The following is a 26,676-nucleotide window of genomic DNA, read 5'->3' as shown; positions in this document are numbered from 1 at the left end:
GAGCGGGCAGTGCCCGCAACTGGCACAAGGCCAGACACTGAGCCCTCAGGCAACGATGAGCGAAGAGCGGACTTTGTATGCAGTTATCGCTGTAAGAAAATGCAACCTCATTTGGTGATTAAAACGGCGAAATATGTTTATATAAAAATTCGAAAGGTAGTGTTTCTGAGTTATTTAAGGGGGCTTTGTGCGCACTCGTCCATCATCTCGGTTAATAATCCTTTCACCAGAAAATCTGGTGCTGCTCTTTAGTTTCTGCCATGAAAATGATGCCTTGAGTGGCAAATCATACTGGGCAACTCCCGGAGGAGGGCTTGAGCCCAATGAATCTTTTGAGCAAGCAGCCTTACGCGAATTACGTGAAGAAACAGGTTTGACAAGAAAAACAGCAGGACCGCAAGTAGCTTCCAGAACCTTCACAATGATGCTGCCGAGTGGGGAAACGGTTCTTGCTGATGAGCGTTTTTTCATTATCCATACAGCGATATTGGATATAGACCGCTCAGAGTGGAGTAGCAACGAAAAGGAAGTCATTCGCGATCACTATTGGTGGACAAAAGAAGAACTCAGACACACCAGTGAAATAATCTTCCCACGCGATTTGATCATCAACATACTTACCGACCAGTTGCCTTGCTCCCTAATAATTAACGCACCGTAATGTACCTAGCATCCGCTTCTGACCTGCCCGGATGATGGATCCGTGTCGGCTGTGAGTGAACATGTTCGGCGCTGGGTAAAGCCCGTCAAATACCTAAAGTAATCTTAAAAGCTTCGCAGGATTACCCGCATAAATCCCTTTAACAAGTACAGGCTTTGTTACCACGCTACCAGCACCAATAACTGCACCACTGCAAATTTCTGTTATCAGAGTCTAGAAAATAGCTAATGAAGATATGATAACCACTATTTTTTGACTCGGTGTAATGAGAAGTAATTCGCTATTACAACTAATCCGGTGCCTGGGGCCAAATAGTATGTGGTTAATTGACACCTAATTTTAGACACAAAAAAGGTGGTGAGTTTGGCGCTATATGGGCTTCTGGAAGCGGCGACGCCGCGCAAGCCCTCTAGGGTATATAGAGGGCGGGTTGTGCTGAGGATTAAACTGTCATCCCGATTTATTGCGGTACAGGCAGAGCAAAGCGGTTTTTCAGTACATGGGCAATATCGTCTTTCGTCAGTTGCTGCTTTTTGACGCCATCTGCGGTGACCGTCTTCAGCACATCACCCAGCAAAATCAGGCGCCCCTCGGAGCCGTGCTGCACGATCAGTAACTTCTGTACAAAGATGGCATCAGGGTGGGTGGAGTTGAGGTAGTTGGCCGGGACGAAATCAATCCACTCCTGGGGTGACAGATCAAAGCCGTATTGATTGGCCCATTCACCCTCCACCTTCGCCTGTAGCAGGTACTCGCTATTAGCGTTACGGGTAAGTCGGAAAGTGTCGAAGTCCTGCTCGATGTCGGTATCTATCATGTCTAAGGCCATCGGCGCGCGAATACCGTAGCTGCCGAACCCTAGGTCGCAAAGCCACAGACGGTCATCGACTTCAGCAATTAACGCCATATGCGTTTTCGGCCGGCGCGCGGGGTAGAACATCGGACGAGCCGCAACGAAACGGTAGGTAATACCTAAAGCGTCCAGCGCCATGGCAAATAGCCCATTGACCTCATAGCAGTATCCGCCCCGACCTTGTTGCAGCAGCTTGTCGGCAATGTCTTCGGGCACCAGTGAGACAACTTTGCCGGCTTGTACATCCAGATTCTCGAAGGGCACCGAAAAGAGTTGATGACGCATGAGCGCGTGCAGCGTGGCGGTATCAGCGGCCGCATGCCCGGTATAGTTTATACGGCGGAAATAAGTAGAAAGGTCGAAGTTGTCGCTATGCATAATGCCTCCTTGATTGATCGAGTTCGGCACTATAGATGGATAGCATCATTGTCTGTATAGTCAGATCTATCGAAAATCAGACTGTACAGTTCGCAATGTCCGTCCCACCCCTGTCGTCCCCACATTACCGCCGGATTGCTGAAATGCTGCGCTTTACCCTTGCATCAGGTGCGTTGCAAATCGGTGACCGGATGATCTCCGCGCGCAAACTGGCCGAACGCGAGCAAGTTAGCCTCCCAACGGCACTGGAAGCACTCCGTTGCCTTGAGGCCGAAGGCCTGGTTGTTGCGCGTCCGCGTTCGGGCTACTTCGTCTGCCAGATAAACACACCTCAGGGCATGCGGCCTTCTCATCCTTTGCCTGGCCCTGTACCGGTGACAATGTCAGCCGTAGCCCGTTCACTGTTCAGTAGCGCAGAAGCCCGTCTGGTGCCACTGGGGGCAGCGCTGCCCGATCCCATATGGCTGCCAACAGATGCTCTACAGCGGGCGCTGCAGACTGCAAGCCGTCGCCTGGAAGCACGCGGGCAGAGCTATAGCCTGCCGCCGGGGAGGGCAGACCTGCGCAGAAATATAGCCGTACGCGCTGCACAGTGGGGGGCCCGTTTTGGTTCGGATGATCTCGTCATCACTGCTGGCGCGACGCAGGCGTTGCGTCTGGCTCTCCGGGCTGTGTGTCGGCCAGGTGATGTCGTGGCGATTGAGCAGCCCGCCTACTTCGGTACGCTCCTGCTGCTGGAGGATTTAGGCCTGAAGGCATTGCAAATCCCCACGGATCCTGCTGAAGGCTTGTTGCTGGCACCACTGGCTGAAGCTATTCGGCGCCACCGTCCCGCTGCCGTACTCGCCTCGCCCACGGTGCAAAACCCACTCGGTGCCAGTATGCCCGTCGCGCGCAAGCAGGAACTTGTCGCTCTGATTGAACGTGCAGGCATCCCTTTAATTGAGGACGATGTGTATGGTGACCTGGCCGGTGAGGGGCAGCGTCCTCCGGCCTGCAAGGCGTTCGACCAGAGTGGGAGTGTGATTTACTGCAGTTCATTGTCCAAAACCCTTGCCCCGGGCTGGCGAATCGGTTGGGTTGCGGCAGGACGCTACCACACACAGGTCTTGCAGGCTCGCATGGCCGGGGATTGGGCAGGCTCACCGCTGCTTGAAGCAGCCGCGAGCGAGATACTGGCAAGTGGAGACTACGAGCGTCATCTGCGGCGCCTGAAGCTCCGGGTCACAGAGGGGGTACAAGCCGTCATCGCTCGGGTCGAAGCAAGCTTCCCTCCGGGCACTCGTGTTGCAGTGCCAACAGCCGGTTTCTTGTTGTGGGTAGAACTTCCGCATCAGCTGAATGCATTGGAGGTGCATCGTCGCGCGCTGGCACTGGGCATTGGTGTCAGCCCTGGCCCCCTGTTTTCCCCCGGGGCGGAATTTCAGAACTTCCTGCGGTTAAATTGTGCGAACGAACCTTCGGCCAACCTGCTAAATGCAGTGGAACAGATCGGCGCGCTTTGTCATGAACTGGCCGGTCATACCGTAAGTGTAAAAATCAGCGCCTGCTGAAAATGATAAATGAACTACGAGCGCAGATAGAAAAATATGAGCTTTTGCAGCATCAGTTACTGTCTGAAACGCTCAAGTTTCAGGATGAACATGAGCAAATTTTAAACGCCTGTCTGCGTGGCGACCCCGCTGCTGCTCGCGATAAAAATCCAAACAACAGAGCTTTTGCTGGATCTGCTTCTGGCACGAAGGAGAACTGCTGAAGGCTCGTTAGGTCTGCCATGAGCGAGGAGCTGAAGTTACGGCTAGACAGCAGTGGTTTGGATCAGTAGGAATCGAGGTTATGGTTGCTCAGTATCGCGCACTTAATGAGGTTGCTGGGATGATCGATGCCAGCAAGTTAGGTTCAACGCCAATTGCGTGATGCTGCCACCTGCGTGAGGCGTATCTACGGGTAAGAAGCGGTGGAATGACAGACAAGGTTGTCAGGATTGACTAAAATCCTAGAGTTAACATAGGATTGTTGCTATAAATTCATCGTAACAGTGTCTCGCTGGCAAGGTAAAACCCCACCTATTTAGGAGATTATTGAGTGTTTCTTAACGAAAAATATCTGCCCGTCTATCAGTTCAATGAGAAACATTCGTTGAACATTTTGGCCCCGCCAGCAGATATAATGGCAGCAGTATTGAATTTTTGCCCTCAGAATGATTGGCTCATCCGATACGCCACGGCTGTCCGTGAGTTGCCAATTCGACTACTGGACCTGATACAGAGCCGACCTGCTTCGTCCCGCCAAGCGTTTGGCATGGAAAATTTCACATTACTGGAGAAAAAAGGCGATCGGGAACTGGCATTCGGCCTGGCTGGAAAATTTTGGAAAACAGATTATGGTCAAACAACGATAAAAGATGCCGCCGAGTTTCTCGCATTCAGTGAGCCTGGCACTGCCAAGCTCGTTCTCAGCTTCACCATTGAGAAGCTAAATGAAACGCACACCCAATTGACCACAGAAACTAGGGTGTTTTGTCTGGATAGAAATGCACAACGCAGCTTTACACCTTACTGGTATCTTATCAGACCGGTAAGCGGCTTGATAAGATTAAGAATACTCAAAGCAATCAGCCAAAGCGCCAAAATGCAAAACTTCCAACCACATTAGTTTAATCCCCATGCGGTTACCCAATCTACCGTATGAGTACTTAAACAGCCGGAGTGAGTCGAAGCTGTAATGTCCACTTTTGGCACTCTAAGACCCTTCGAAAGACCTCCGGCAGCTTTGAGCGATGAGCGGAAGTTCGTAATTGTTCTCATTGGTGAGGGTGTAGTACTAACATTACCGAGTGTTTATCAACGGGGAACACGTCAATTCATCCCTCATGAGTTAGGGGCAGACGGATCAGCAAAGAAGGAGAAGGGTTAGAGATGAGATAAATCTTCCAGAGACAAATCGCGTCTTAATGGATTGTTATACTGTTTTTATTACGTTGTAGGAGACAGATTACCTTCATGTGTGCAAATATTCCTTGTAAATTTTTATGATGGTATTGTGGTTATGTTTTCTGTCCCCTTTCCTGTTATTACTTTGCTTGCGCTATTGGTTTTAATAGTAATGGCGCTATTTCCTGAAAAAAATCGCCACAGCGGTACACTGCGTTTTCTTATCGCCTGCACAGTCCTTCTTTCTGTCAGCACTCTGCGCTGGGAATACGAGTCAGCAATGCTTAGGAACATTCAATCCGTCTTGGCAATACTTCTGCCCCCTCTCGCATGGCACAGTTTCATCTCAATGACTGAAACCAGTAAGCAGCGTCGCTGGGTATTGCTGCTTTTACCCCCAACCATTGCCTTATTGCTCAGGATGGTTTGGCCGGCGGCGACTGATTTCATCCTATTTATCATTTTTACAGGATACGGATGTGGCCTCTTTCGTATTGCATGGCAGGGGGAGCGTAACTTCACGCTGAACCGACTGGCGGAGTCAACACATACGGTAAAGATGGCTTTTTTCGCAGGCTGCTTTCTGTGTATATCTGCACTGACAGATCTTGCGGTTACATTTGACTTCAGCATCACCGGTGGAAAACAGGCTCCGGGTATGGTTGTCATTTTCCAAATGACACTGCTTCCTCTCATCGCCGCGGCTATTGTCAGTGCGGGAAGGACAGCTGTATCAGGAAATGATAAGCGGGAAGAAACGTCCCCCGAGAGTATTGTGGTACCCGCGGGAGAGTTTGAGGAGATTTATAGTAGACTCGAGAAACACGTTCGTGAAACAAAAATTTATCTTAATCCCGACCTAACACTAAGTATTCTGGCCAGAAAAACAGGTATATCAGCACGACATCTTTCAAGTGCAGTCAATTCGGTAAGTCATTGCAATGTATCGCAGTGGATCAATAGCTTCAGGATTGAATGGGCAAAGGAACTGCTGTTAAACACCCCATTGCCTGTGACGGATATAATGTTGGAGTCTGGATTCACTACTAAATCAAATTTTAATCGTGAATTTCTGCGCGTTTCTGGCGTATCACCTACCTTGTTCCGACAGAAGATGCAGCGTAATCAAGCGTAGAATTCAGGAATGCACTGATCTTACGAACCAGAGTTTGATGAATATTCGATCTCTTTGCATGGAGGCCATCTTGGCAAACAACATCGTCACCAGGTGATTCTTCATTTAGGATATTTTCAGCGCCGGGTTTACAAAGCTGCATGAAACTGAAATGTGTCGCGCCTTCAACGATCTCATATTGCCTCCTATTTGGATTCATTTCGGCAGCAAGGTATCCAGACTCCTGCCCTGCGGGTAATTCTGCCAATCTGTCCGCCTGTGCAGCTAAAATCAGGACGGGAATATTAATAGCATTCAGACTTTTAGGGGTAAAACCAGGTGCTAATCCTAGATCAAGAGAGACTACAGCCCGGATCCTTGCATCCCTGTTATTTGCGGATATTTTTTCCAGTGAAAGCGTTTCATTTACGCCAAGTTTTTCTGTTAACCGGCAGTCGCCTCGTTTGGGATGGTTTTGACAATCGTGGATAAACAGGGAGGGTTTAAATCGCGCACCCGCTAGCGACATTACCGTCCATCCGCCAAGAGAATGCCCTAAAGCAGCAATACGTCCCTTGTCCGTTGCCCCGAAAAGTGCGGGAGAATCTATGACGAAATCAATAACCCGAGAAATATCGTGCGGACGTCGCCACAACTTTTTAGCATCTATCGGATTCTGATCAAAAGTGGTAGTACCTGGGTGATCCGGGGCGGCAACAATATACCCCTCTGCAGCCATCGCCGCAGCAATCCAGGACAAATTCCGCCAGTTTCCGTTATATCCGTGTGAAATAACCAGGAGAGGATGTACTCCAGGTAATGGTGGTGCATCGGGGTTCACCGTAACGCCAACGAAAGCGGGATTACTTCCTATATTAACTGTTTTTCCCTCAGAAGAAGTTGGATACCACACAGTCAAATTTAGAGTTTCGGACTTTGGGTCTGATAGCGTTATCTGACGAAAGCCTGGAGATGCCTGCACTTGTATGCAGCAAAGGAACACAGACAATAAACAAAAAGCTCGTATGCACATCATAAATAACCCTGTAGAGATGAATTGTGCAACTTGTATATATCAGGTTCGGTATCCGGGCGTCCTGGAACACGATTGAGGTCGTGAATTAGGTTTTTTTCGGAATTTTTCATGTATATCTCTGACATCAGAGTGCCTGAGTATCACTCCTATTTCGAATGACATGCTTACATATGGTGGCGGTGACAATGTCCGCTCCTGGCACAAAGCTGCCTACGACCAGGGGCAACTATGAGCGAGAAGCGGACCTCCAGACTCACAAATTCATCATCATGCCAATAGCAGCGAGCTTCTGGGTAAGTTTTACTTGATATATCGTCCTCTCAGCTAGAACCTTTTAGGTTCAATACTGTATTTAATCGAAATTTTATGTAACCTAACAAACTCATGTACTAGTCAGGTGGACTGAAGATGAATTTTTCGTCAATTGAAGACGTTAGAAATCGAATCGATCAAATTGATAGTGAACTGGTTAGGATGATCGCGCAACGCAGCGAATGTGTTAAAGCTGCAGCAGCTTTCAAAATTGACCACTCAGCCGTTCGTGCTCCAGACCGCGTCCAACAGGTAATCGACAAGGTATGTAAACAGGCCACTGAAGCAGGACTTCCCGAAGTGATTATCGAAAAGGTCTATCGGACTATGATCGGTGCGTTTATCGATTATGAGCTCGAGCAACACGACCAACTGCGACAGGAAAAAATCTGACATCGTGCGTCAACATACCATTCAGCTTCTCCCAATTACGGTAGCGGGTATCGAGGCGGTAAACGCCAACAGCGATATCTCTTTTGGGCGGCATACTCACGACCAGTTCGGCATTGGTTTGATGGACAGTGGTGGGCAAAAATCCCTGAGTGGGCGCGGGTATGTCGAGTCGAACGCGGGTGATATCATCACGGTTAACCCGGGGGAAGTTCACGATGGGACACCTCTCGGCGGTCCACGAGCCTGGCGGATGCTTTACTTTGATACTGAGCTTATCAATCGCTGCTTTAGCGATATTTCCGATGGGAAATTTGCCAGCGGCGAGTTTACTCTGCCTGTATTGACTAATGTCTGCATAGCAGAAAATTTTAACCAATTATATCATTCCATTCTCAGCGGTAATGGCGATGTAGAAAGGTTGGCTGCGGATGAAGCGATGTTAGTCATGACCAAAGCATTGGCCCAAATGCCCAGCCTTCAGATGAAAATGCCCTTAAAAGGAGTTTTGTACGCAAAGGAAAAAATGGATGACGCGCCGGGGAGTGCCGTATCCCTTACTGAGCTGGCGGCGATTGCCGGACTTGGTCAATTTAAGTTTTTACGCGCTTTTGCGCATTATAGTGGAATGACCCCGCACGCCTATCTTTTGCAACGACGCCTGTCCTTGGTTCGAAAGCTTATTACGGGCGGAATGAGCCTTGTTGATGCAGCCATTGCGGGTGGATTTGCGGATCAAAGCCACATGACTCGCCTATTTGTCCGCAGTTATGGCTATACACCGGGCCTCTATGCGCAACAGATTTCAAGAATCTAGCTGTCACTACATCTGCAATTTTATTCAAGACAGAAAAACCCTCTTAATCGAATACTGAAGCGGTTATTTTCAGCTTCCGATGAGGGGTAAAATTTTGATTCTTTATAATGATTTTCTGGTGACATCTCTGCTGATCGTTATGTCACCCGGTACTGGTGCCATCATTACGCTTTCTGCCGGCCTGAGGCAGGGAAAACGTAGCGCGATAATTGCCGCTGCTGGATGCACCCTGGGGGTGTTGCCTCATATGCTGGCTGCCATTACTGGCCTTGCTGCCTTATTACATACAAGTCCGTTGCTATTTTCCCTTGTGAAATATACCGGTGTGGCTTACCTGCTGTTTATGGCGTGGCAAACGCTACGGGATAAGACACTTTTATCCGCTGACTGCCCCGGGTTGGCATTATCTCATCGCGCCTTGATACAGCAGGCTGTGGTTGCCAATCTTCTTAATCCCAAGCTTTCGCTATTTTTCCTGGCTTTTCTTCCGCAGTTTATCGCCACCAAGGATGTACACCCCACACAGAGTATGTTGATTCTTTCAGCTATTTTTGCCGCCATGACTTTTGTTGTATTTTCTCTGTATGGCATTTTTGCTTCGGCTGTTAGTCATAGTGTATTAGGAAATCACAAGGTGATGACCGGCATTCGTTGGGGGGTAGCGCTGGCCTTTACTGCAGTTGGGATTCGGCTGGCGATGGCCGTGCAATAATAAATATTCGTGTTGGATAGCACTTGAAAAAAGTGTGCTTATAAGCGCTATTGGATGTCAGCTTTTGGCACTGAGCTGCCCACAGGACTTCGACTGCTAAGAGCGAGGAGTGGACATTGGCTTTTCGTGCCGGTAAGAGATACCCACCGGGCTGGTAGGTTTTTTTACCGTGCCATTGCCAAACTTATACCGCACCCGCCTCTGGTGTTCCCTGATGGAAAGCCAGCTCCCATTGCTCCCTGTCAGAATACACCCAGCAGGAAGAACGTAGGGATGCTCGGCTGCCGTCCGAATTAAACGTCTTGTAGTGCAGAATGGCGCAGTACTCTCCCATGCTGATCAGCCGGAAATCACTGCTAAGAATGATCATTGGACTTAATTCGCCAGCCAGAGATGCTATCGTCTCCGCGCGGTCAACTATTACGCCTGACCGTGTAATTTCCCGAAATTCGGGATGCAATATCTGTTCAAGCCATTTCCGATCATTCCGCCGGGCACCGTGAAGACTGCATTCAAGTGCTTTCAGCTTTTCCAAGAGCATTTTGCTCACCCTAATTGAACCCTGACAGTTGAATGAATTTATCATAACATCCCAAGGCTAATCTTTAATGGCCCCGAGGGGTAACCTCCGCTTTTAGCACAGGGCTACCCACGACAATACCAAAGGGCATCTATGAGCGAAAAGCAGACTTAGCTAAGGCTCTGTTGTTTGGATTTTTATAGCGAACAGAAGTACCTTTGATTACCGATTGGTAATATAACTTTTTAGAATCTGTCCGGCAGAAAGAATATGTTCAACTGTACATTCGCGAGCAGCAGTGGGATCGCTCCCCAGACAAGCGCTTAAAATATGTTCATGTTCATCTTGAAATTTGAGAGTTTCAGAAAGCAATCGATGCTGTAAGATCTCATATCTTTCTATCTGCTCACGTAATTCATTTATCATCTTCAGCAGGCGTTGATTTTTACACTTCCGATATAGCAGCTCATGAAATTCCCGGTTGTATTGTCCCTGTTGTGTCGTTTGGGAGGCGCTACCAAGAAGTTTGTGAACAAGCTCTGCTCGCGTAAGAGTTTCAGAGTCCATGTATTGAAGACTCTGAAAAATAGCATCACCTTCCAGTAAAGCCCGGAGTTGATAGATTTCGTCAACATCGTTAACAGTAAGCGTCCTGACTACTGCTCCGCGATTTCTGTAAACGTCAACTAAGCCTTCCCTTTCAAGTTTCTGGATTGCTTCTCTCAGTGGTATGCGGCTGACAGAAAACTTGCTTGCGAGGTCTCTTTCTACTAGCCGATCCCCATCCCGCAGCGAGCCGTTGTTAATTAAATTTTTAAGCTCATAAGCAAGCATGTCTGCGGTTGAAAGAAAAGCCGAACTCATAAAACCTTCTTTACATGATTATTAAATGGTATACCATTATGCCATTAATATGAGCGTTTTGACAATAAATTGCGGTAAATCATGCTCCTTAAAAGGAGGGGCTGAAAGTGGAGGTACAGTTTGGGGAGCATTTCAAAAGTAGTTAATTGCCTAATTTTATTGGTCGATTGATAGTACATTTCTAACTATTAGACATTCAGAACTGGAGCAGAAAATTTATGGAACACAGTTATTCGTCACATATATCTTGGACAGGAAATCTGGGGAAAGGTACATCAGGTTATCGTTCATATGCTCGAACATGGGACATTTCTGTCGCTGGAAAGGAAATAATACATTGCTCTAATGATCCGATACTGGGTGGTGACCCTGGTAAAATGAATCCGGAAGACCTGCTTATATCATCTCTTTCTGCATGTCATATGCTGTGGTATTTGCATCTGGCATCAGATGCTGGCATCACTGTAATGGGTTATGAAGACTCGCCAGTAGCAACAGGTGAGGTTTTAAAGGATGGAGCTGGCCGATTCATATCAGCCATACTCAAACCAAAAATTACTGTAGTAGCCGGTACTGATATTGATGCTGCAACTGCTATTCACCATGAGATCCATAAAGTTTGCTTTATTGCCAGGTCAGTAAACTTCCCTGTGAGCTATGATCCTAAGTTTATCCTCTCTGAGGAAGTGCACTCTGCAACATCGTAAGGCCCAGTGTCTGAATAACGTCGATAAGCGAGACGATAGCTAACAGTGACTGTACCAGCCTACAGTCCGCGTCTCGCTCAAAGCTGTGCGTCAACACCGACTCGCTTCAAAAACAGGCTTAACGTGGGATATTTTCCGTTTTCCAAGCGGCCCCCCGATCGCTCAACAACAAAATCTCAACCTGCAGGAGCAAATAATGATGAAACTCCGGTTGCTTTTCGAGGCGGAGTCTGTCGAACCAGACTGGTTCACTGCTGATTTTTTGAAGCAGGTCTCATCGATAGAGTTAGAACATAATATTGCCCAGATAAAAGATACATTCGGGAAGCTGAAAGATATACAGACTACTGAAGGTAAAGGTTTTCTGCGGTTTGAGAAAGCACGAATCCCGATCCTTATCGGGTTTAATAGGGAAACGCAAATTGACGTTTTGTGGCTTGGTGCTCCCCAACTGGAAAATGTCTCACTTGAGGATCTGGCGCGAGAGCTGAAAAGTACCGCAACTGGCGAAGTCTCGGTTTTTGTCACCGTCGATGGACAACCTCTTCTTGATGATAACAGTCAGAAAGCGATGGCCGTTGGTTCGACTTTCAAACTGGTTGTCCTTAAAGCGTATGAGGACGCTTTAAAATCCGGAGAGATCAAAAGAGAACAGGTGGTCACGCTTGAAGACAGTGATCGATCTCTTCCTTCCGGGACACTCCAGGTTCTGTCTGTCGGGACGCCGGTCACTCTGGAGATGCTGGCACAGTTGATGATAAAAATCAGCGATAACACAGCCACAGATATTCTGATGCGTATTCTGGGGCAGGAAAGGCTGGAAGCGCTTTCTCCCGGAAACGTACCGTTTATGACCACGCGGGAGCTGTTTCAGCTCATTGCACCTGGTGCGAAAGCCAGCCGGGAGCAATACAGGGTTGCAGGACCCCAGGAACGCCGTCAGATCCTTTCTGCCCTCAACTCACAGGCGTTGCCACGTCCCGATCAGGTTGGACGGACTGCCACCTGGCAGAATGTTGAATGGTATCTCACTGCAAGGGAAATATGTGAACTTCTCCGGAACGTTAAACAAGCTCCGGCTCTTGATGACACTTCAGAACCCCTGTTCGAGGGCATGAACTGGCAAAAGATTGGCTACAAAGGTGGTTCCGAATATGGCGTTCTCAATCTTTCGGCCATCGGGACAACTCGTCAGGGACATGAAATCTGCGTTGTCGTTACTGCCAATGGTGACGGTGCACAACCAGTGGAGCGGATTGCCCCTCTGTTTGCAGACTTGCTTCGGATTGCCGGAACATAAAATAATATATAAATCAAAAGGATGTAACGCCCATGACATTATTTAAAAGATCGGAAAAATCTGGTGACCACCAACGTTGAAGACTTTTCGTTGGGCGACGTCCAGAGGATCTTGTGTCATGTCTTTAATCAGCATCGTGAAGATCGGACAACGAAACACCGGGACCGAAATTTTATGCAAAATGTTGGCGTTCACTGAATGATTTGATCAGCCGGCGATCGGCCTTTGCTTATCTTGCAATCCATCATAGCGAAGGCGCAGTGCGGACGGCTATCGCCAGGCGAAGCCTGAACGGAGTTTTCGCGCGATAACAGGCGGCTCCCCGCCCGTTTCTTACCGCTTACTTATCGAGTTTTTTGATCCCAGCCTGCTGAATAAAGGCACCGCCGAGATAGACCGCGCTCTGACATTTCAGATAAAAACAAATGTCATCGAGAAGCTGGGTCGTGTTGAGTGGGGATAATCCGGCCCCGCGGCGACTCCCCGCCAGTAAACCACAGATCGTCATCGATAAACGTGACTGTAGTTGTCATCACGCTCCGCTCTTTTTTCAGGATCTCAGCAGTTAAATCCTGAATGACTTCATTTTTAGCTGTATTCAATCACACTAAACCCTTCGTCAATTATTGGCCCTGATAAATAACTTGTTATGAGTTCAAACTGTTGATCTGTTGCTGAAAATTCGTGCGCACCTTCTGCGTTACGGGTCCGTAATCGGGCTTTACACACCTCATCAGATACTCTTAGATAATGCAGGCGATTGTTGGAGCCTGACTCCTTAATGATACTCATCATCCATTCACGATTTGTTCGCGTAGTTGTGAACGACCGCTTCCGCGTCATTGCAGTCATTCAGTTTGCCAGTAATCGACTGCTGCGGGAGGTGCTCATTAAATCGGGTTTTACCTGACTAGTGCCAAGCAGTAAAAGCGGTCCGCTCCACTTTCTGGTAGTGGGTCCGGGCCACGAACCCATCCTAAGGATTCATACAGGTGAACCGCAGCCCCCATGTCGCCCCAAGTATCGAGTTCCAGTTGAGTGAAATTATGGATAACGGCCTGTGCTATTCCCTCGCCCAGCAGCGTTCGGCCGATGCCCTGTCCTTGCATGCTCGCATCGACGTGGAAGCCGAACAGCTTGGCGATAGCCCCCTCCATACTCTGAATCGCAAGGCAGCCGACCAGTTTGCCATCTACCTCTGCCACTAATTCGATGGCGTTAGGGGTGTTGGCTTGGCCAAGCGCACCAATGGCAGCATCTAAGTTGTCAAAATCCGCGATTAAACCGAAAGAAGCTAATGATTTCTGTACTACAGCCTTGGCACCCGAATTATCGGTAGGAAGAGCTTTACGGATTGACATTGCTACCTCTTGAGTGATTCAGAGCAATGATTCTATGCGAGAGGTCCGCATCAGTCGAGTGAGCGGCATTCTTCCCATCCAACAATTGAACTCACAGCACATAGCAGACTGTAAAGTAGGAGCTACATTTACATTCAGGATGATTGCTGTCCTGCCTTTACCCGGAGTATGGTTTGCGCTTTCGGTTCACCAGAACCCTTTACTGAAACTGGCACGCGAAGGCAGGAAAATGAGTAGCCGAGACCTGGCTAAATTCACGGATATCCAGTTGGTGATTTTGAACTTTTGTTTTGCCACGGGATAACACTATAGGGTAAGGGATGTGGTGATCTGATCCTGATTGCGGCCAAAAGTTCGATTTATTCAACAAAGCCGTCTGATGGCGAGTGACCAAAGTAAACCCTGTATTGTTTGTGTCGAGCAATGGGTAGCAGGCCACCAGGTATTGCTCAGAGAAAACCTTCTGAACTTAGGATGCAGATCAGTTCTAATCAGTAACTATTATTTACTAACTAATCTCTTTAACTCGAGAAGTGTCATACACCTCCTGGGCCAGCTCCATTTCTGCTCCATGCTCCAGAGCCCATTCGTACATTGCAATAAACGGTTCCTGTAGCGTCTGTGCCAAAGGAGTAAGACTGTATTCCACACTCACCGGCGAAGTAGGAAGTACCTTGCGATATACCAACCCATTACGTTCGAGACGCTTAAGCGCATCGGACAATGCTTTGTGAGTGATCCCCTCTAATCGGCGGCGGAGTTCATTAAAGCGGGTTGGTTTAGTGCAAAGCACCGTGAGAATTAAAATCGACCATTTGTTAGTGATGTTCTCAAGAATAGGACGGGTTTTTCCTACATCTCTTAAGTCACTGCTATCGATCTGTGTCATAGCGATATACTCCAGGCTACTTAGTTTACGTAAAGTGCGTAATTGTTATTAAGTATAAAAATTATATCATCTCTTTTCCATTCAAACAGGAGTAAGCAGATGAGAAGATTAGACAACAAAGTGGCCCTGATACTGGGCGGAGCAAAAGGCATTGGTCTTGCAATTAGTCAAAGATTTGCCCGTGAGGGTGCGACAACCTGGTTCACCTCGCGCCGGGATGAAGAGTTAGAAGCCGCCAGCCACACTATAAAGGGCAATGCTAGGCCGTTACGTGCTGATGTCAGCCAGATAAACGAACTGATCCGCATAATAGAGACAATTAAGTCGGAGTCTGACCAGATTGACGTGCTTGTAATTAATGCTGGAATGTCGGAGTACTCTACGCTCGATGAGATAACCCCAGCGCATTTTGATCAAATTTTCGGCCTGAATGTTCGCTCACCGCTTTTTGGCCTTCAGGCCGCACTTCCACTAATGAAAGCGGGCGCAAGCGTGGTGTTAATAGGTTCGATTGCAGATGTCATAGGAACTCAGGGATATGGAGTCTACAGCGCCAGCAAGGCGGCACTTCGTTCTTTTGCACGTACATGGACACGCGAACTCTCTACACGAGGCATTCGAATTAATGTGGTCGCCCCTGGCCCTATCGATACAGACATGATGCTGGCTGCCTCCGAGGAGGTGCGCAGTGAATTAACCCGCGCAATACCGTTAGCAAGAATGGGCAAACCTGAAGAAGTTGCAAACGCTGTACTCTTCCTAGCGAGTGATGAAAGCAGTTATATAGCGGGAGCAGAAATCTGTGTGGACGGTGGGCTGACACAGGTTTAGTTGTATGGCACTAAACTGCCCATAAAAAGGATTTCATTGGGCAGCTATGAGCGAAAAGCAGCCCCTAAAAAGCGTCATAAATATCCGCTGATCTCGGTATTTCATCAATTAAGAGATGAGAAATAGTGTGTTGGCGATTTACCCAGCGCCTTCCTGAACATCGTGATAAACGCGCTGACCGAATCATATCCCAGCGTACCGGCTACGCTTTGCACGGATTTACCTTCAGCCAGATGGTTCAGGGCAATCATCAAATGCAGTTGCTGACGCCAGCGGCCAAAGCTCATTCCTGTTGCATTTTTTACCAGTCTGGCCAGAGAACGTTCGCTGATTGCAAGACGGAGAGCCCACTGCTTTAAAGTCCTCCGATCGCCGGGATTCTTAAAGAGCGCATCAGCCATCTGACGGATTTTAGGATGCCCGGATAGCCGATCTGTTATGCAGAAGAATTCATCTCACCTGCGCCATCCCTGAAAAGCCCGGCGATCCATTCCGCAAAAGCGCGCACGGCGGGAGAAAGAAAGCGCTGATGCGGATAGAGCATCGTTACCGGCACTGATGGCGGCTGCCAGTCCGCCAGAACCTCGATTAGCTTTCCGTGCTGAAGATTCTCAGAGATAATATTCTCCGCAAGCTGTGCCAGCCCAAAACCTTCAAGGCACATTTTTATATAGAGCCCCGTTTCGTTCACGGCGGCATCTCCCTTCACCGGGACGGAGATCGTCTCCGTGCCTCGCAGAAAACGCAGTTCATTGGTCCGTCTGGCCGAGCCGGAAAAGTAATGGATCGCCCGATGGTGCGACAACGCTTCAGGCGTCTCAGGGACACCGTACTCTCTGAGATAGTCCGGAGAGGCGCAGGTCACCCAGCGAAACCGGCCAAGCGGACGGGCAACCAGCGTGGAGTCTGTTAATTCCCCGGTTCTGATGACGCAATCCACGCCCTCCTGAACGAGATCGACCTGCCGGTCGCTGACGCCAATCATCAGGTAAATATCCGGATAGAGCCGGTAAAAATCTTTCAGGTTTGGCATGACGATGAAATGGGCGATCCCACCGGGCATATCAACCCGCAGCCGCCCCTGGGGTCGCCTGACGGAATCCGTCAGGCTGGATTCAGTGTGTTCAATTAACGACAGGATTTCCCGGCATTGCGCAAGATACTGCAGGCCTTCAGGGGTGAGGCTGACCCGCCTCGTCGTCCGGTTAAGCAGACGCACCTGCAGGTATTTCTCCAGATTTTTAATCGTGCTGGTGACGGTGGAAGAGGGCAGTGACAGTGTCTCTGCCGCGCGCACAAAACTTCCGGCTTCAGCGACCCGTGTAAAAACCTGCATAGCCTGAATCCGATCCATTGTCCTTCTCCCGGGCAAAGAGTGAGTCTGATTATTCGTAAATTATGAATTATGAAAACGTTTTAAGCATCTTTTTCAGATTAATAAGATGACGTATTGTTTCTTCATTAATCAGGAAAGAGGCAACTTTAATGATGGGTTATATCCGAAATATTGTTAACAATCAGACTGTAACGCCACTGGCAATATTGATTCGTGGCGCGACGATACTGAGCATGGATGAGCGCGTCGGTAACATTGAACGTGGTGATATTCTCATCAACGGTTCAACTATTACCGCCGTGGGCCAGAACCTGGAAGCGCCAGGCGCCCATGTCATCGATGCCACCAACATGATCGCTATGCCGGGGATGGTTGATTCTCATCGTCACGCATGGGAAGGACAGCTGCGCCGCATTAACCCTAATGCCACCTGTCTGGACGACTACAGCAACGCCACGCACTTCTCGTTCGCTAAATATTACCGGCCTGCCGATATCTATGTCGGCAACCTGCTGACGGCGCTGGGCGCTATTGACGCGGGTATCACCACCATGATTGATAATTCGCACAACAGCCGCACCGCAGCGCATTCGGATGCCGCCGTCGAGGCCCTGCTTGATAGCGGCATTCGCGCCATCCATGCTTCCGGCGCACCGGTAGCAGGCGAATGGGATAAAGCGCACTGGCCGGGTAACTGGCAGCGCCTGCAGGAAAAGTATTTCACGAACAACCCTGAAAGCCTGGTGTCTCTTGCCGTCATGGCCCAGCTGGAGCCAGATCTGTGGGCCGAGGCCCGCAGGCTGGGACTGTCGATCGTGACTGAGTTCTTTGGTGCTGAGATGGGGTCTGAACTTGAGTCACTACATCAGCAGGGGCTGCTGGGTCCGGACAATATTTTCAATCACTGCACAGCGTTGCCTGACGAGGGATGGGAAATTCTGCGGGAAGCCGGTGTCCGGGTGAACGTTTGCCCGCGCTCAGATTCGCACTATGGCATCGAAAGCGGGATGTTCGCCATTGAGGCCGCGCAGCGTCATGGCATCAACCCCGGCCTGAGCGTTGACAATGAAACCTCATACAGCACCGACATGTTTATGGAGATGCGCGTGGCCTTTTACCTGCAGCGGGTGATGGGCATGCATCAGCAGCAGTGCTGCGATTCCGAATATGCGCTGAAAACGCTCCCGGCGGCGCAACTCCTTAAAGCAGCGACTCTCGATGGCGCGGCCTGTGCAGGGCTGCAGGACAAAGTGGGTAGTCTGACGCCGGGCAAACAGGCTGACCTGGTGCTGATCAACGCCAGTGATATCAACCTTTACCCGTCAGGAAATGCCTTTGGCACGGTGGTACATGCCGCAGAGCGCAGCAACATCGACACCGTCATGATCGGCGGACGCATCGTTAAACAGAACGGCAAGGTACTGGGCGTAGACAGCGCACGACTGCATGCAGCGATTGATGAGTCGCGTGAGCACCTGTTTGCCGCCTCTGGCTACCAGCCTGACATGTTTGCTGACACCTTCCTGCCGCTGGAGCAGGCAGACTGACCGGGATGAAAAACATGAGCATGATCTATTACGTAATCGCTTTTGCCGCAGGTCTCGGTATCACCCTGCAGACGACCCTGAACAGCCAGCTGGCGCGAGGACTGGGCGGCGACCCGGTCACCGCTGCCCTGTTTTCCTTCACGGCCGGTGCGTTCAGTCTGGGGATTTACTCGCTGCTGCGGGGTGGATTGATGACATCGTTAGCGGCTATACCGTCGCAACCACTTTGGAGTCTGGCGGGCGGTCTCATAGGCGCATGTGCCCTGTTCAGCTATGTGGTGCTCGCGCCGAAAATCGGGTTTTCAGCCCTGCTGGGGCTGGCCATTGTCGGACAATTACTCTCGTCACAGATGATTGACCATTTTGGCTTGCTGGGGGCCGTGCGACGGCCGGTTTCGTTACTCAGACTGGGGGGAATGCTGGTCATGCTGATCGGACTTGCCGTCATGCTTTTCGGCGATCGGCTTTCTGCGCGTTTTCTGCAGTAACTGCGTTTACCCACGTTTACCACAGCGCAGACGCGGGTGAGCCACGCTCAATGTGCAGTACGACCTTTATTTATCCGGAGGATTAACATGTTTTCAATTGCAGCTGATGTCAGGAATACGCTGGGAGAGTGCCCCCTGTGGTGTGAAAGAACACGCAGACTCTATTGGACTGACATTGAATGCAGTGAACTACTCGCCTTAGAAGAAGGCGATGACGCTGTGATGCGCTGGTCGCTGCCAGAACGCCTTGGATCCTTTGCCCTGACCGAAAAGAGTCACATTCTGCTGATGGGACTCGCGTCCAGGCTGGCTTTCTATGATCTCAACACCGGTATTCTTACAACGGTGGCAGCCTCACCGGGAGAAACAGGCACCCGCACAGGTGACGGACGGTGCGACCGTGCCGGTAATTTTGTCTTTGGGACTATGGATGAAGGTTATCCCGTAAAAGTCATCGGTAAGTTTCACCGACTAAATGCTGCAACGCTGACTGTTGAAACGCTTGCGCTGCCCGAGGTCGCCATCCCGAACAGCATCTGTTTCAGCCCCGATGGCCGCACGATCTATTACAGCGACTCGATGCAGGGCAAAATATTCTGCTGCGATTATCCATCTCTGGACAAGCCGCGCGTGTTCACCGAAACAGTAGGCAATGGTGCACCTGACGGCTCCTGCGTGGATGCGATGGGCTATTTATGGAATGCTGAATGGGGAGGGAATCGTATTGTTCGTTACAGTCCGGATGGGACCACAGACACTATCCTGCCATCCCCTGGTATCCAGAGCACCTGTCCGATACTGGCCGGTGAGGGCTTCACCAACCTCTACTGCACCACTGCTTCTGTGGGGCTTTCTGCGCCATCAATTTATGACGGTGCTTTACTGAAGGCCGAATCTGCAGTCTTTGCCGGTTTACCAGAAAGCCGGTTTGCAGCATAAACAATGTGAGAGCTCTAATTGCCGCATGCGGGCAGGATTTTATCTGCTTCAGTCTGCCAGTAATGTCCGCTTATGGCACGAGGCGGACAGTCCAGAGAGCAGCACGTCTGCTATGAGTGAGGCCTGAAGTCCACTGGCAAACGCGATGAGGAATACTATTCTGGCTCTTCGCAAGAAGCCTATGGGAACAAAAACGTGCTGAGGTGTAGTGGCATACCGATTTTGGCCACATAAGCAGAGGTGTGAATGACTACACCTGGCACACAGCAGACAAGCACGTGGCGCTGAAGGTCTGCTGAGAGCGATGAGCGGAAGTTCGTAAGGCATAACTTATATCGCTGTGTTTTGATCAAAGGGGAGCAGGTCAGAAAGCCTGGAGTTTCGGACATGGTGGCCGCTTCATGACGTGTTACAGCAGCCTTCGACGATCAAACGCATTACACATCCAGATGCCGGGCTTCTTGTTTTTGAGTATATGAGTCTTGCTGTAGAAGGGTGCCCCGGAATGCGTTTTATCGTATGCACACCATGATCCGGTCACTAAAAACGCGTCCAGCGCCTTTCTTGTCAGAACAGATGTGTTCTAAGTAACGTTGACACGGTTTCCCCCTTATTCAGGAGAACGTCATGAACGCTGAAAATATGCGGCTCCCATTTCCTGGAATGTTTGTTTACTGCATTCAGTACGCTAACCCGTTTTCGCATGCAGACGACCAGTGCGAGCTTTTTGGGCTTCCCCTGCGGCAACCCAGCGCTGTCTGCTGAAGCCACCCTGACTTTTCTTTAATTCTATAAGAACAGTGGAACACTTAAGCCTTTATTTATTCTTTCGATGTAATTAACTTTTTTAATGTTATTTATTATCAACCAATGATCTGCGTCGCATTAAAATTAGATAATTTTGACTTACCCATGTGTTTACTGTACGAGACTTTCGAAGTAAATATCAGCCACATAAAATCAGACAAAAATACACGCACCTCCGCCATGCGTACTGACGTGAATGTCCACCTACTACTGTCTATGAAAAAAGTATGCGCGAAAATTAATGTTAATTTCAATTTTTTTGGGTTTTTAAATTAAATTAATAGTATAACAATCAACGGATTATCTATTTTATAATGATTCTATTAATTAAAAGTTAAGGTAAATATTTTATCCGCCGATAAATATCCTAGCTCGAAAAGGACAATGCTCTTGAAATGCGAAAGCACAGTGCAAAAACATACTAATATGTTAACAAAGGATTTTATATGATTTTCGCGAAGTTAGCATTCAGTAACTTATCGATAGGTAAGAAATTATTCTCTGGGTTTATAACATTAATTGTCATTACAACGGCCGTGTCGGCTTACAGTATTTACTCATTAAAGGCAATTAATGACAATGCGGCCAAGACAGAAATATCTAATCAAATAGGTCGCTTACTGGAGGTTGCAAAGAGAAATCGACTGACCTATATGCTCAATGGGGATGAGCAGGCAATGAAAGCGAATGGCGAAGCCATCGGCAGTATGCAGGTGCTCGTACAACAACAAAGCAGCGCTGACTGGAAAGGTGATACCAAAGATAAACTTGGAGCACTGGCTGAAATAATAGATAACTTTAAGCAGTTACGGGATGTGTATTACGAAAAAAGTCTTCACAGCAACGCGCTGGTCAATGCAATAAACTCAGACGATGGCCAACATTTCTTTGTTGATCTGCAAAAAACAATGCGGGATAGCGCCGTTGACACCGATGTGCGGAAAACGCTGTTTGAGATTGCGCTTGACCTCGATAGGCTTCATGACACCGTGGGTACACTCATCGCTAAACCTGCCGATGACACCTTGGCGGATTTCAATAAGGCCTATAAGGATGCCGACTCACTTTATTCCGCCAGCATCCCGCAACTTCCTGACGCAGAAAAAGCCCAGGTCGTTTCCGCGTTGGCATATATTCAAAAACTGAAGGCGAACGTAGAAGCCTACTATTCTGCCGCGCCTGAAACGCAAAGAGCTGCCGACAGCATGGTGAAAGGCGCTGATTCACTGAACAGTGCGACAGTGACACTCATTGAAGCGCAGGGGCATGACAATGATAAGGTGATCAAGGAAAGCATTACCCTTATTTCCGCGCTTTCAGTCATCTCCGTCATCGCCGGATTACTGGCCGCAGGCTACATCACCCGGCAGATAACGCGCCCTATCAGCGAAAATCTGGCACTGGCTGAACGTATCACCAGCGGGGATCTCACCTCAGAGGTTTCATCGCATTCGACTGATGAACTGGGCAAGCTGACGCAGACCATGGGCGCCATGAACAGCCGATTGTGTGACATGATCACGGGTATACGGGAGAGCGTCAGTCACCTGGCGAGTGCATCTTCGCAGATCGCGGTCGGTAATATGGATCTGGCGTCCAGAACGGAGCAGCAGTCTGCCGCCGTGGTAGAAACGGCGGCAAGTATGGAAGAGCTGACCTCCACCGTCAGGCTGAATGCGGATAACGCGCTTCAGGCGAGTAAATTGGCCACCAGCGCAACCCATGACGCGCGAAAAGGCGGTGAAATAGTCAATCAGGTTGTACTCACCATGAATGATATTGGCGACAGTTCAAAGAAAATCACTGATATTATCAGCGTGATCAACAGCATCGCTTTCCAGACGAACATCCTGGCTCTTAATGCCGCGGTTGAAGCCGCGCGGGCAGGTGAACAAGGTAGGGGCTTTGCCGTCGTGGCCGGTGAGGTCAGAACGCTGGCACAGCGAAGCGCTAATGCAGCCAAAGAAATTGAATCGTTGATTAATGACTCAGTCACCCGCATTAGTACAGGCACCGAGCTGGTCAGTCGTGCAGGCGCAAGCATGGAGGACATTGTGCGGTCGGTGACGCACGTGAGTCAGCTCATCGATGAAATATCAACGTCGTCAACTGAACAGAGCCAGGGGATTGAACAGATAGGTAAAGCCGTGACGGAGATGGATTCCACCACGCAACAAAATGCCACGCTGGTTCAGGAGTCCTCCGCTGCGGCGATTTCGCTGGAACAGCAGGCGAAAAAACTGAGCGACATGGTCGCCATCTTTAAGGTCAGAATCCCTCACACAAATGCGCGGAAATCTAATGACCTCTTAGCTGAGGCCAAAACCAGAAGGTCATCGGCCCCTCTCACAATAAATAACACGATGAATGAAGACTGGACTTCATTTTAGATGTTTGAACAGTGTTTATAACATCAGGTTGGGAGCGATGCTATGTCGGCATTGCTCAGTCCGGTTGGTGGTTTGGGATATTCAGCGATTGATCAGATCGCCTAAATCGGACTGAGTTCCCTTCTGGTGATCTACTCTTTGTAGCAGCCATTTAGGGGGCCGTGCGCAGCGCTATTCTGGTATGGCTATCACTACGGAACGGGTGATCAAACGCGTGTCTGCATGCCAGAAAATATGCGGGTGGCAGAGTAAGTGGCTGATACGGAGTTAGTATCGCCTTAATGCGGCGGCTAAATATGTTAGCTGCCACTGAAGTTGACAATTCCCTAATATATACTATATTTATAGGTAATATGTTTTTAAAAATTATTGATAATAATATGCGATATTTTATAAAAAAATCCAATCTTCTCTTTTATTATTTTTAATCATAATAAATTACTCTATTTTAGGATGCAACTAAAACATAATGATCCCATTCCTCGTTGAAGCAAATCATTTTCTTTACAGCCATCCTGACAATGTTATTATAAAAAATTCCCCCAATGGGGATATGCAACTTATCGAATATTGTAGAGGTGAATACATTTATAGAAATTATTATATAGGTTATAGGAAGGTTAATGGAATTATTTTGGTTCTAAAAAATAAAAAGCCAATATGGATCATGACCTATGAAGGTGGTGTTTCGAACATTGATACGTCAGATGGCCATGTAAACTCAATCAATAAATTTGTCAGGCAAAATTTGGCCAGATCTACGATTATACAAGCCATCAGAGGCCCGAGCGAATTCCATACAGACAAAATGAGTTACCGTAATAGATTTTTTGGATCAATAAATAAATTTAATGGTATTGAAACGGTTACTGGAGAAGGTAAAGTAATAATATACACCCTGATGTACTCAGGGAGTAATGTGATAATTTAACCGGCATTATTGAATAAATCGAATTTTTGTCATCCAGGATTACATCTCCACCTTTCTGACGACATCCCAGTATCCCGTGAAAAAAACAAGACCTGTCAGATACAAATTCATTATGTTTTTTGGGCTTGTTCATATTGATACACAAGCCACATTTGAATTTAATACATTTGTGTCGCGTACAGATTTACGAACACTAAATATAACGGATGTTTATGACTTTAATTCTTATTAACCCCCACCTGCTTTGGGCGTAATACTTTTTCAGCAATGAGCAAGAGGCGCCGGCGTGTAACGAATCTTTGTAACTGGCCGAGTAACCAGTTTTTGCAGCCAGTGATCAGGTAGTTACGGTTAGTATCAACAGCCTTTAGCGCCTGTTTTACCACACTTTCAGGCGACATTCTTTTACCCACCGAAGCTTCCTCGGCATTTACCACCTCAAAAAAGGCGGTGTCTGTTGCGCCGGGGCAAAGCGCCAATACACGGATGCCGCGTGAGCGATATTCAGCCCAAAGTGCATTAGAAAATGACAGCAAAAATGATTTCGTTGCACCATAGACCGCCATATAGGGATCGGGTTGCATCGCTGCTGTAGAGGCTACATTAATAATCACACCTGAACCTCTCACGAGCATTTTGGGCAGCATGGCGTGAGTGAGTTCGACGGGCGCCAGGCAGTTAACTTTTATTTCTTCGTGTTGTCGCTCAATAGATAGCACGTCGAACGGCCCATATGTCGCAAAACCCGCGCTATTAATAAGAATATCGGGATAAAGATTTAATGCACCAAGTCGTGCCGTAATGTGGGCGATGGCATCAGATGCCATCAAGTCCTGCACAATGAGAGTAATAGGTACGCCGTAATTTTTATCTAACTCAGCGGAGAGAGCTTGCAGCTTTAACTCTGAGCGGGCGGTCAGGATCAACGCCACACCGCGCGCAGCCAGTTGTTGAGCGAAGACCCGCCCTATACCCGATGAGGCACCCGTAATCAGTGCTGTTTTGCCTGTATAATCAAAAGAATTCATGCCATGTCTCCTGTTTGCCGATATGCTCATAACAGGATAAACCGTGAACTTAGGTCAACGGTCAAGAATGATTTTATACGAAGGTAGGACGACAACATGAGAATCGGAGAGCTGTGTGCAAAAGCAGAGTTACCTAAAGATACGGTACGTTACTATGAACGGCAGGGGTTGCTGGAGAAAATTCCCCAGCCCAATGGCAGCAACAACTATAAAGTATATTCCGCTGTGGATTTACAACGTTTAAAAATGATCAAACATGCCAAAATGCTGGGATTTACCTTAGCAGAAATTTCTGATGTCTTGGCTGTTTGGGTAGAAGACCGATTTACCGTTGTGCAAAAACAAGCGTGTCTGCAACGCAAGCTTGAACAGCTTGAAGATAAAGAAAAAGCATTGGCTGAGCTCAGGTCCGGGTTGATAAATGCCCTTAACAAGATCGGTCAACGTTGTGAAGACGTATTGTGAACGGGTGGATCACGGCAAAAATGCTAGTCGGGCTGATGTGGAATACTGAACTTGGCCACCTGAAGGTTGCTCAGTGCCAGAAGCGGAAGCGGACATTGCAAACACTACCGCGTTTTAATCAATGGGGAGCGGTTCGCGTACCCAGAGCTGTAACACACCACATGTAAACTTCAGATAAAACCCCCTAAAGGAGAGGTAGATCCCTTATGCGAACCCCTGATTATCCTTCTGGAGACGCTGAAAAATGGGCACAGGTCGATACCTGGTTTGCTGAAAAACTCGCCCCCGAAGGACCGGATTTGAAATGTACCCTCGCCAATAACGCCGCTCATGAGTTACCCGCACACGATGTATCTGCCTTACAGGGTAAAATGCTGGAGCTTTTAATCAAAATGATACGTGCTACTCGCGTTCTTGAAATAGGAACGCTCGGAGGTTACAGCACGATCTGGATGGCTAAAGCTTTACCGCAACATGGGCGCGTGACGACCATAGAATTTAATGAGCATCATGCAAACGTTGCCCGCCAAAATATAGATAATGCAGGATTGACTGAACGGGTTGAGCTGCATACTGGTGCCGCCCTTGATGTGTTACCGATGCTCAACGCACCCTATGACCTTATTTTTATTGATGCCGATAAAGTTAATAATCCACGCTATCTGGAGTGGGCAATAAAATTGTCCAGGGAAGGTAGTGTGATCCTGGGAGATAATGTCGTTCGTGGCGGTGGTGTGATTGATTCTAATAGTAACGATCCTAACGTGCAGGGATTGAGAGACTTTATTCAGATGATTTCAGAAGACGAACGACTTGAAGCTACAGCAATACAAACTGTCGGTGAGAAGGGGTGGGATGGTTTTATCATGGCGATAGTTAAAGCCATATAGCTATCCCTCTGATTAAATCAGCATTAAGCTGCCGTCAGGTGTTTCTTTACACCGTTTCCCGGGTTTCGATAACCTGCCAGGCCAGTGCTAAGGAAGAGTATATGTTTACTCAGGATTTATCCCGAATGGGCGCAGCAGTAGTGAAGCATTTTATTGATGATGGAGGCTATCGTGTAA

At 48.5% G+C, this 26,676-nt stretch carries 28 protein-coding genes and 2 pseudogenes; 19 read left to right on the top strand and 11 right to left on the bottom strand.

Going from position 1 to position 26,676, the window contains the following annotated elements; all coding sequences use genetic code 11:
• The first annotated feature begins 187 nt into the window (after window positions 1–187).
• Entirely contained in the window at window positions 188–661 is a 474-nt protein-coding gene (locus tag EAH77_RS14370; RefSeq protein ID WP_140473488.1) for an NUDIX hydrolase, read from the top strand.
• Window positions 662–754: 93 nt separating this feature from the next.
• Here the strand turns inward: EAH77_RS14370 and EAH77_RS25550 are convergent.
• Both EAH77_RS25550 and EAH77_RS14360 read right to left on the bottom strand, forming a co-directional pair.
• A pseudogene (locus EAH77_RS25550) lies at window positions 755–871 on the bottom strand (N-acetyltransferase); the annotation flags it as partial.
• A gap of 250 nt (window positions 872–1,121) precedes the next feature.
• The gene (locus tag EAH77_RS14360; RefSeq protein ID WP_140473487.1) at window positions 1,122–1,892 is read right to left on the bottom strand and encodes an arylamine N-acetyltransferase family protein; all 771 of its coding nucleotides are present in this window, start codon (window positions 1,890–1,892) and stop codon (window positions 1,122–1,124) included.
• Between the two features lie 95 nt (window positions 1,893–1,987).
• On the opposite strand from EAH77_RS14360, the gene EAH77_RS14355 reads away from it, so the two are divergent.
• The 4 genes from EAH77_RS14355 to EAH77_RS14340 all read left to right on the top strand — a co-directional run bounded on the left by EAH77_RS14355 (window position 1,988) and on the right by EAH77_RS14340 (window position 5,960).
• Window positions 1,988–3,445: a PLP-dependent aminotransferase family protein gene (locus EAH77_RS14355; protein WP_194150516.1), complete on the top strand. Its 1,458-nt coding sequence runs from the start codon at window positions 1,988–1,990 to the stop codon at window positions 3,443–3,445.
• Between the two features lie 2 nt (window positions 3,446–3,447).
• Complete coding sequence (locus EAH77_RS14350; RefSeq protein ID WP_140473485.1) at window positions 3,448–3,648, top strand: FCD domain-containing protein; 201 nt, start codon at window positions 3,448–3,450, stop codon at window positions 3,646–3,648.
• 329 nt (window positions 3,649–3,977) lie between these two features.
• A complete protein-coding gene (locus EAH77_RS14345; RefSeq protein ID WP_140473484.1) occupies window positions 3,978–4,547 on the top strand; it encodes a hypothetical protein in 570 nt (189 codons plus the stop codon).
• Window positions 4,548–4,940: 393 nt separating this feature from the next.
• Window positions 4,941–5,960, top strand: a complete 1,020-nt coding sequence (locus EAH77_RS14340) for a helix-turn-helix domain-containing protein (protein WP_140473483.1) — start codon at window positions 4,941–4,943, stop codon at window positions 5,958–5,960.
• Here EAH77_RS14340 and EAH77_RS14335 read toward each other — a convergent pair.
• Window positions 5,920–6,972 carry an alpha/beta hydrolase family protein gene (locus EAH77_RS14335; protein WP_347237672.1) on the bottom strand — a complete coding sequence of 351 codons (1,053 nt, stop codon included), beginning with the start codon at window positions 6,970–6,972 and terminating at the stop codon, window positions 5,920–5,922. The two genes, EAH77_RS14340 and EAH77_RS14335, sit on opposite strands and share 41 nt — an antisense overlap.
• 411 nt (window positions 6,973–7,383) lie before the next feature.
• Here EAH77_RS14335 and EAH77_RS14330 point away from each other — a divergent pair, with 411 nt between their 5' ends.
• From EAH77_RS14330 to EAH77_RS14320, 3 genes are all read left to right on the top strand, one after another.
• Window positions 7,384–7,680 carry a chorismate mutase gene (locus EAH77_RS14330; protein ID WP_140473481.1) on the top strand — a complete coding sequence of 99 codons (297 nt, stop codon included), beginning with the start codon at window positions 7,384–7,386 and terminating at the stop codon, window positions 7,678–7,680.
• Between the two features lie 4 nt (window positions 7,681–7,684).
• Entirely contained in the window at window positions 7,685–8,494 is an 810-nt protein-coding gene (locus EAH77_RS14325) for an AraC family transcriptional regulator (protein ID WP_140473480.1), read from the top strand.
• A 97-nt stretch (window positions 8,495–8,591) separates the two neighbouring features.
• Window positions 8,592–9,206 (top strand): LysE family translocator, encoded by a 615-nt coding sequence (locus tag EAH77_RS14320; protein ID WP_140473594.1) that lies wholly within the window; start codon window positions 8,592–8,594, stop codon window positions 9,204–9,206.
• A 184-nt stretch (window positions 9,207–9,390) separates the two neighbouring features.
• Here the strand turns inward: EAH77_RS14320 and EAH77_RS14315 are convergent, their stop codons facing one another.
• Together EAH77_RS14315 and EAH77_RS14310 are read right to left on the bottom strand one after the other, a co-directional pair.
• A complete protein-coding gene (locus EAH77_RS14315; RefSeq protein WP_140473593.1) occupies window positions 9,391–9,747 on the bottom strand; it encodes a DUF4440 domain-containing protein in 357 nt (118 codons plus the stop codon).
• Between the two features lie 201 nt (window positions 9,748–9,948).
• Entirely contained in the window at window positions 9,949–10,590 is a 642-nt protein-coding gene (locus EAH77_RS14310; RefSeq protein WP_140473479.1) for a GntR family transcriptional regulator, read from the bottom strand.
• 218 nt (window positions 10,591–10,808) lie between these two features.
• On the opposite strand from EAH77_RS14310, the gene EAH77_RS14305 reads away from it, so the two are divergent.
• Entirely contained in the window at window positions 10,809–11,297 is a 489-nt protein-coding gene (locus EAH77_RS14305; RefSeq protein WP_140473478.1) for an OsmC family protein, read from the top strand.
• Window positions 11,298–11,493: 196 nt separating this feature from the next.
• Entirely contained in the window at window positions 11,494–12,597 is a 1,104-nt protein-coding gene (locus EAH77_RS14300; protein ID WP_140473477.1) for a serine hydrolase, read from the top strand.
• A gap of 588 nt (window positions 12,598–13,185) precedes the next feature.
• On the opposite strand, the gene EAH77_RS14290 is transcribed toward EAH77_RS14300, so the two are convergent.
• The 3 genes from EAH77_RS14290 to EAH77_RS14275 form a co-directional block, all read right to left on the bottom strand.
• Entirely contained in the window at window positions 13,186–13,440 is a 255-nt protein-coding gene (locus EAH77_RS14290) for an AAA family ATPase (RefSeq protein WP_277752565.1), read from the bottom strand.
• A 59-nt stretch (window positions 13,441–13,499) separates the two neighbouring features.
• Window positions 13,500–13,958 carry a GNAT family N-acetyltransferase gene (locus EAH77_RS14285; protein WP_140473475.1) on the bottom strand — a complete coding sequence of 153 codons (459 nt, stop codon included), beginning with the start codon at window positions 13,956–13,958 and terminating at the stop codon, window positions 13,500–13,502.
• Between the two features lie 508 nt (window positions 13,959–14,466).
• Window positions 14,467–14,847, bottom strand: a complete 381-nt coding sequence (locus EAH77_RS14275) for a winged helix-turn-helix transcriptional regulator (protein WP_140473473.1) — start codon at window positions 14,845–14,847, stop codon at window positions 14,467–14,469.
• 99 nt (window positions 14,848–14,946) lie between these two features.
• Here EAH77_RS14275 and EAH77_RS14270 point away from each other — a divergent pair, with 99 nt between their 5' ends.
• Window positions 14,947–15,678, top strand: a complete 732-nt coding sequence (locus EAH77_RS14270) for an SDR family NAD(P)-dependent oxidoreductase (protein WP_140473472.1) — start codon at window positions 14,947–14,949, stop codon at window positions 15,676–15,678.
• A gap of 104 nt (window positions 15,679–15,782) precedes the next feature.
• On the opposite strand, the pseudogene EAH77_RS14265 reads toward EAH77_RS14270, so the two are convergent.
• Together EAH77_RS14265 and EAH77_RS14260 are read right to left on the bottom strand one after the other, a co-directional pair.
• Window positions 15,783–16,106 (bottom strand): annotated as a pseudogene (locus EAH77_RS14265) (helix-turn-helix domain-containing protein); the annotation flags it as partial.
• An 8-nt stretch (window positions 16,107–16,114) separates the two neighbouring features.
• Window positions 16,115–17,032 carry a LysR family transcriptional regulator gene (locus tag EAH77_RS14260; RefSeq protein ID WP_140473470.1) on the bottom strand — a complete coding sequence of 306 codons (918 nt, stop codon included), beginning with the start codon at window positions 17,030–17,032 and terminating at the stop codon, window positions 16,115–16,117.
• 131 nt (window positions 17,033–17,163) lie between these two features.
• Between EAH77_RS14260 and EAH77_RS14255 the strand changes: the two genes are divergently transcribed.
• The 6 genes from EAH77_RS14255 (at window position 17,164) to EAH77_RS14230 (ending at window position 24,116) form a co-directional block, all read left to right on the top strand.
• Window positions 17,164–18,561, top strand: coding sequence for an amidohydrolase family protein (locus EAH77_RS14255; RefSeq protein WP_140473469.1), 1,398 nt, complete (start codon window positions 17,164–17,166; stop codon window positions 18,559–18,561).
• 14 nt (window positions 18,562–18,575) lie between these two features.
• Complete coding sequence (locus EAH77_RS14250) at window positions 18,576–19,049, top strand: DMT family transporter (protein WP_140473468.1); 474 nt, start codon at window positions 18,576–18,578, stop codon at window positions 19,047–19,049.
• 87 nt (window positions 19,050–19,136) lie between these two features.
• Entirely contained in the window at window positions 19,137–19,988 is an 852-nt protein-coding gene (locus EAH77_RS14245) for an SMP-30/gluconolactonase/LRE family protein (protein ID WP_140473467.1), read from the top strand.
• 373 nt (window positions 19,989–20,361) lie between these two features.
• Entirely contained in the window at window positions 20,362–20,520 is a 159-nt protein-coding gene (locus EAH77_RS14240; protein WP_161985805.1) for a hypothetical protein, read from the top strand.
• A gap of 952 nt (window positions 20,521–21,472) precedes the next feature.
• Window positions 21,473–23,185 (top strand): methyl-accepting chemotaxis protein, encoded by a 1,713-nt coding sequence (locus EAH77_RS25695; RefSeq protein WP_277752564.1) that lies wholly within the window; start codon window positions 21,473–21,475, stop codon window positions 23,183–23,185.
• A 469-nt stretch (window positions 23,186–23,654) separates the two neighbouring features.
• Window positions 23,655–24,116, top strand: coding sequence for a DUF5680 domain-containing protein (locus EAH77_RS14230; protein ID WP_140473466.1), 462 nt, complete (start codon window positions 23,655–23,657; stop codon window positions 24,114–24,116).
• 218 nt (window positions 24,117–24,334) lie between these two features.
• Here EAH77_RS14230 and EAH77_RS14225 read toward each other — a convergent pair whose 3' ends face one another.
• Window positions 24,335–25,144 carry an SDR family NAD(P)-dependent oxidoreductase gene (locus tag EAH77_RS14225; protein WP_140473465.1) on the bottom strand — a complete coding sequence of 270 codons (810 nt, stop codon included), beginning with the start codon at window positions 25,142–25,144 and terminating at the stop codon, window positions 24,335–24,337.
• Between the two features lie 96 nt (window positions 25,145–25,240).
• On the opposite strand from EAH77_RS14225, the gene EAH77_RS14220 reads away from it, so the two are divergent.
• Both EAH77_RS14220 and EAH77_RS14215 read left to right on the top strand, forming a co-directional pair.
• Entirely contained in the window at window positions 25,241–25,609 is a 369-nt protein-coding gene (locus tag EAH77_RS14220; RefSeq protein WP_140473464.1) for a MerR family transcriptional regulator, read from the top strand.
• Window positions 25,610–25,815: 206 nt separating this feature from the next.
• The gene (locus EAH77_RS14215) at window positions 25,816–26,499 is read left to right on the top strand and encodes an O-methyltransferase (RefSeq protein ID WP_140473463.1); all 684 of its coding nucleotides are present in this window, start codon (window positions 25,816–25,818) and stop codon (window positions 26,497–26,499) included.
• Window positions 26,500–26,676 lie beyond the last annotated feature (177 nt).

The organism is Ewingella americana (genome assembly GCF_006438725.1).
Classification (GTDB): Bacteria; Pseudomonadota; Gammaproteobacteria; order Enterobacterales; family Enterobacteriaceae; genus Ewingella; species Ewingella americana_A.
Note: the sequence above shows the minus strand (reverse complement) of the source record. Positions and strands in the feature narration are given on the sequence as shown.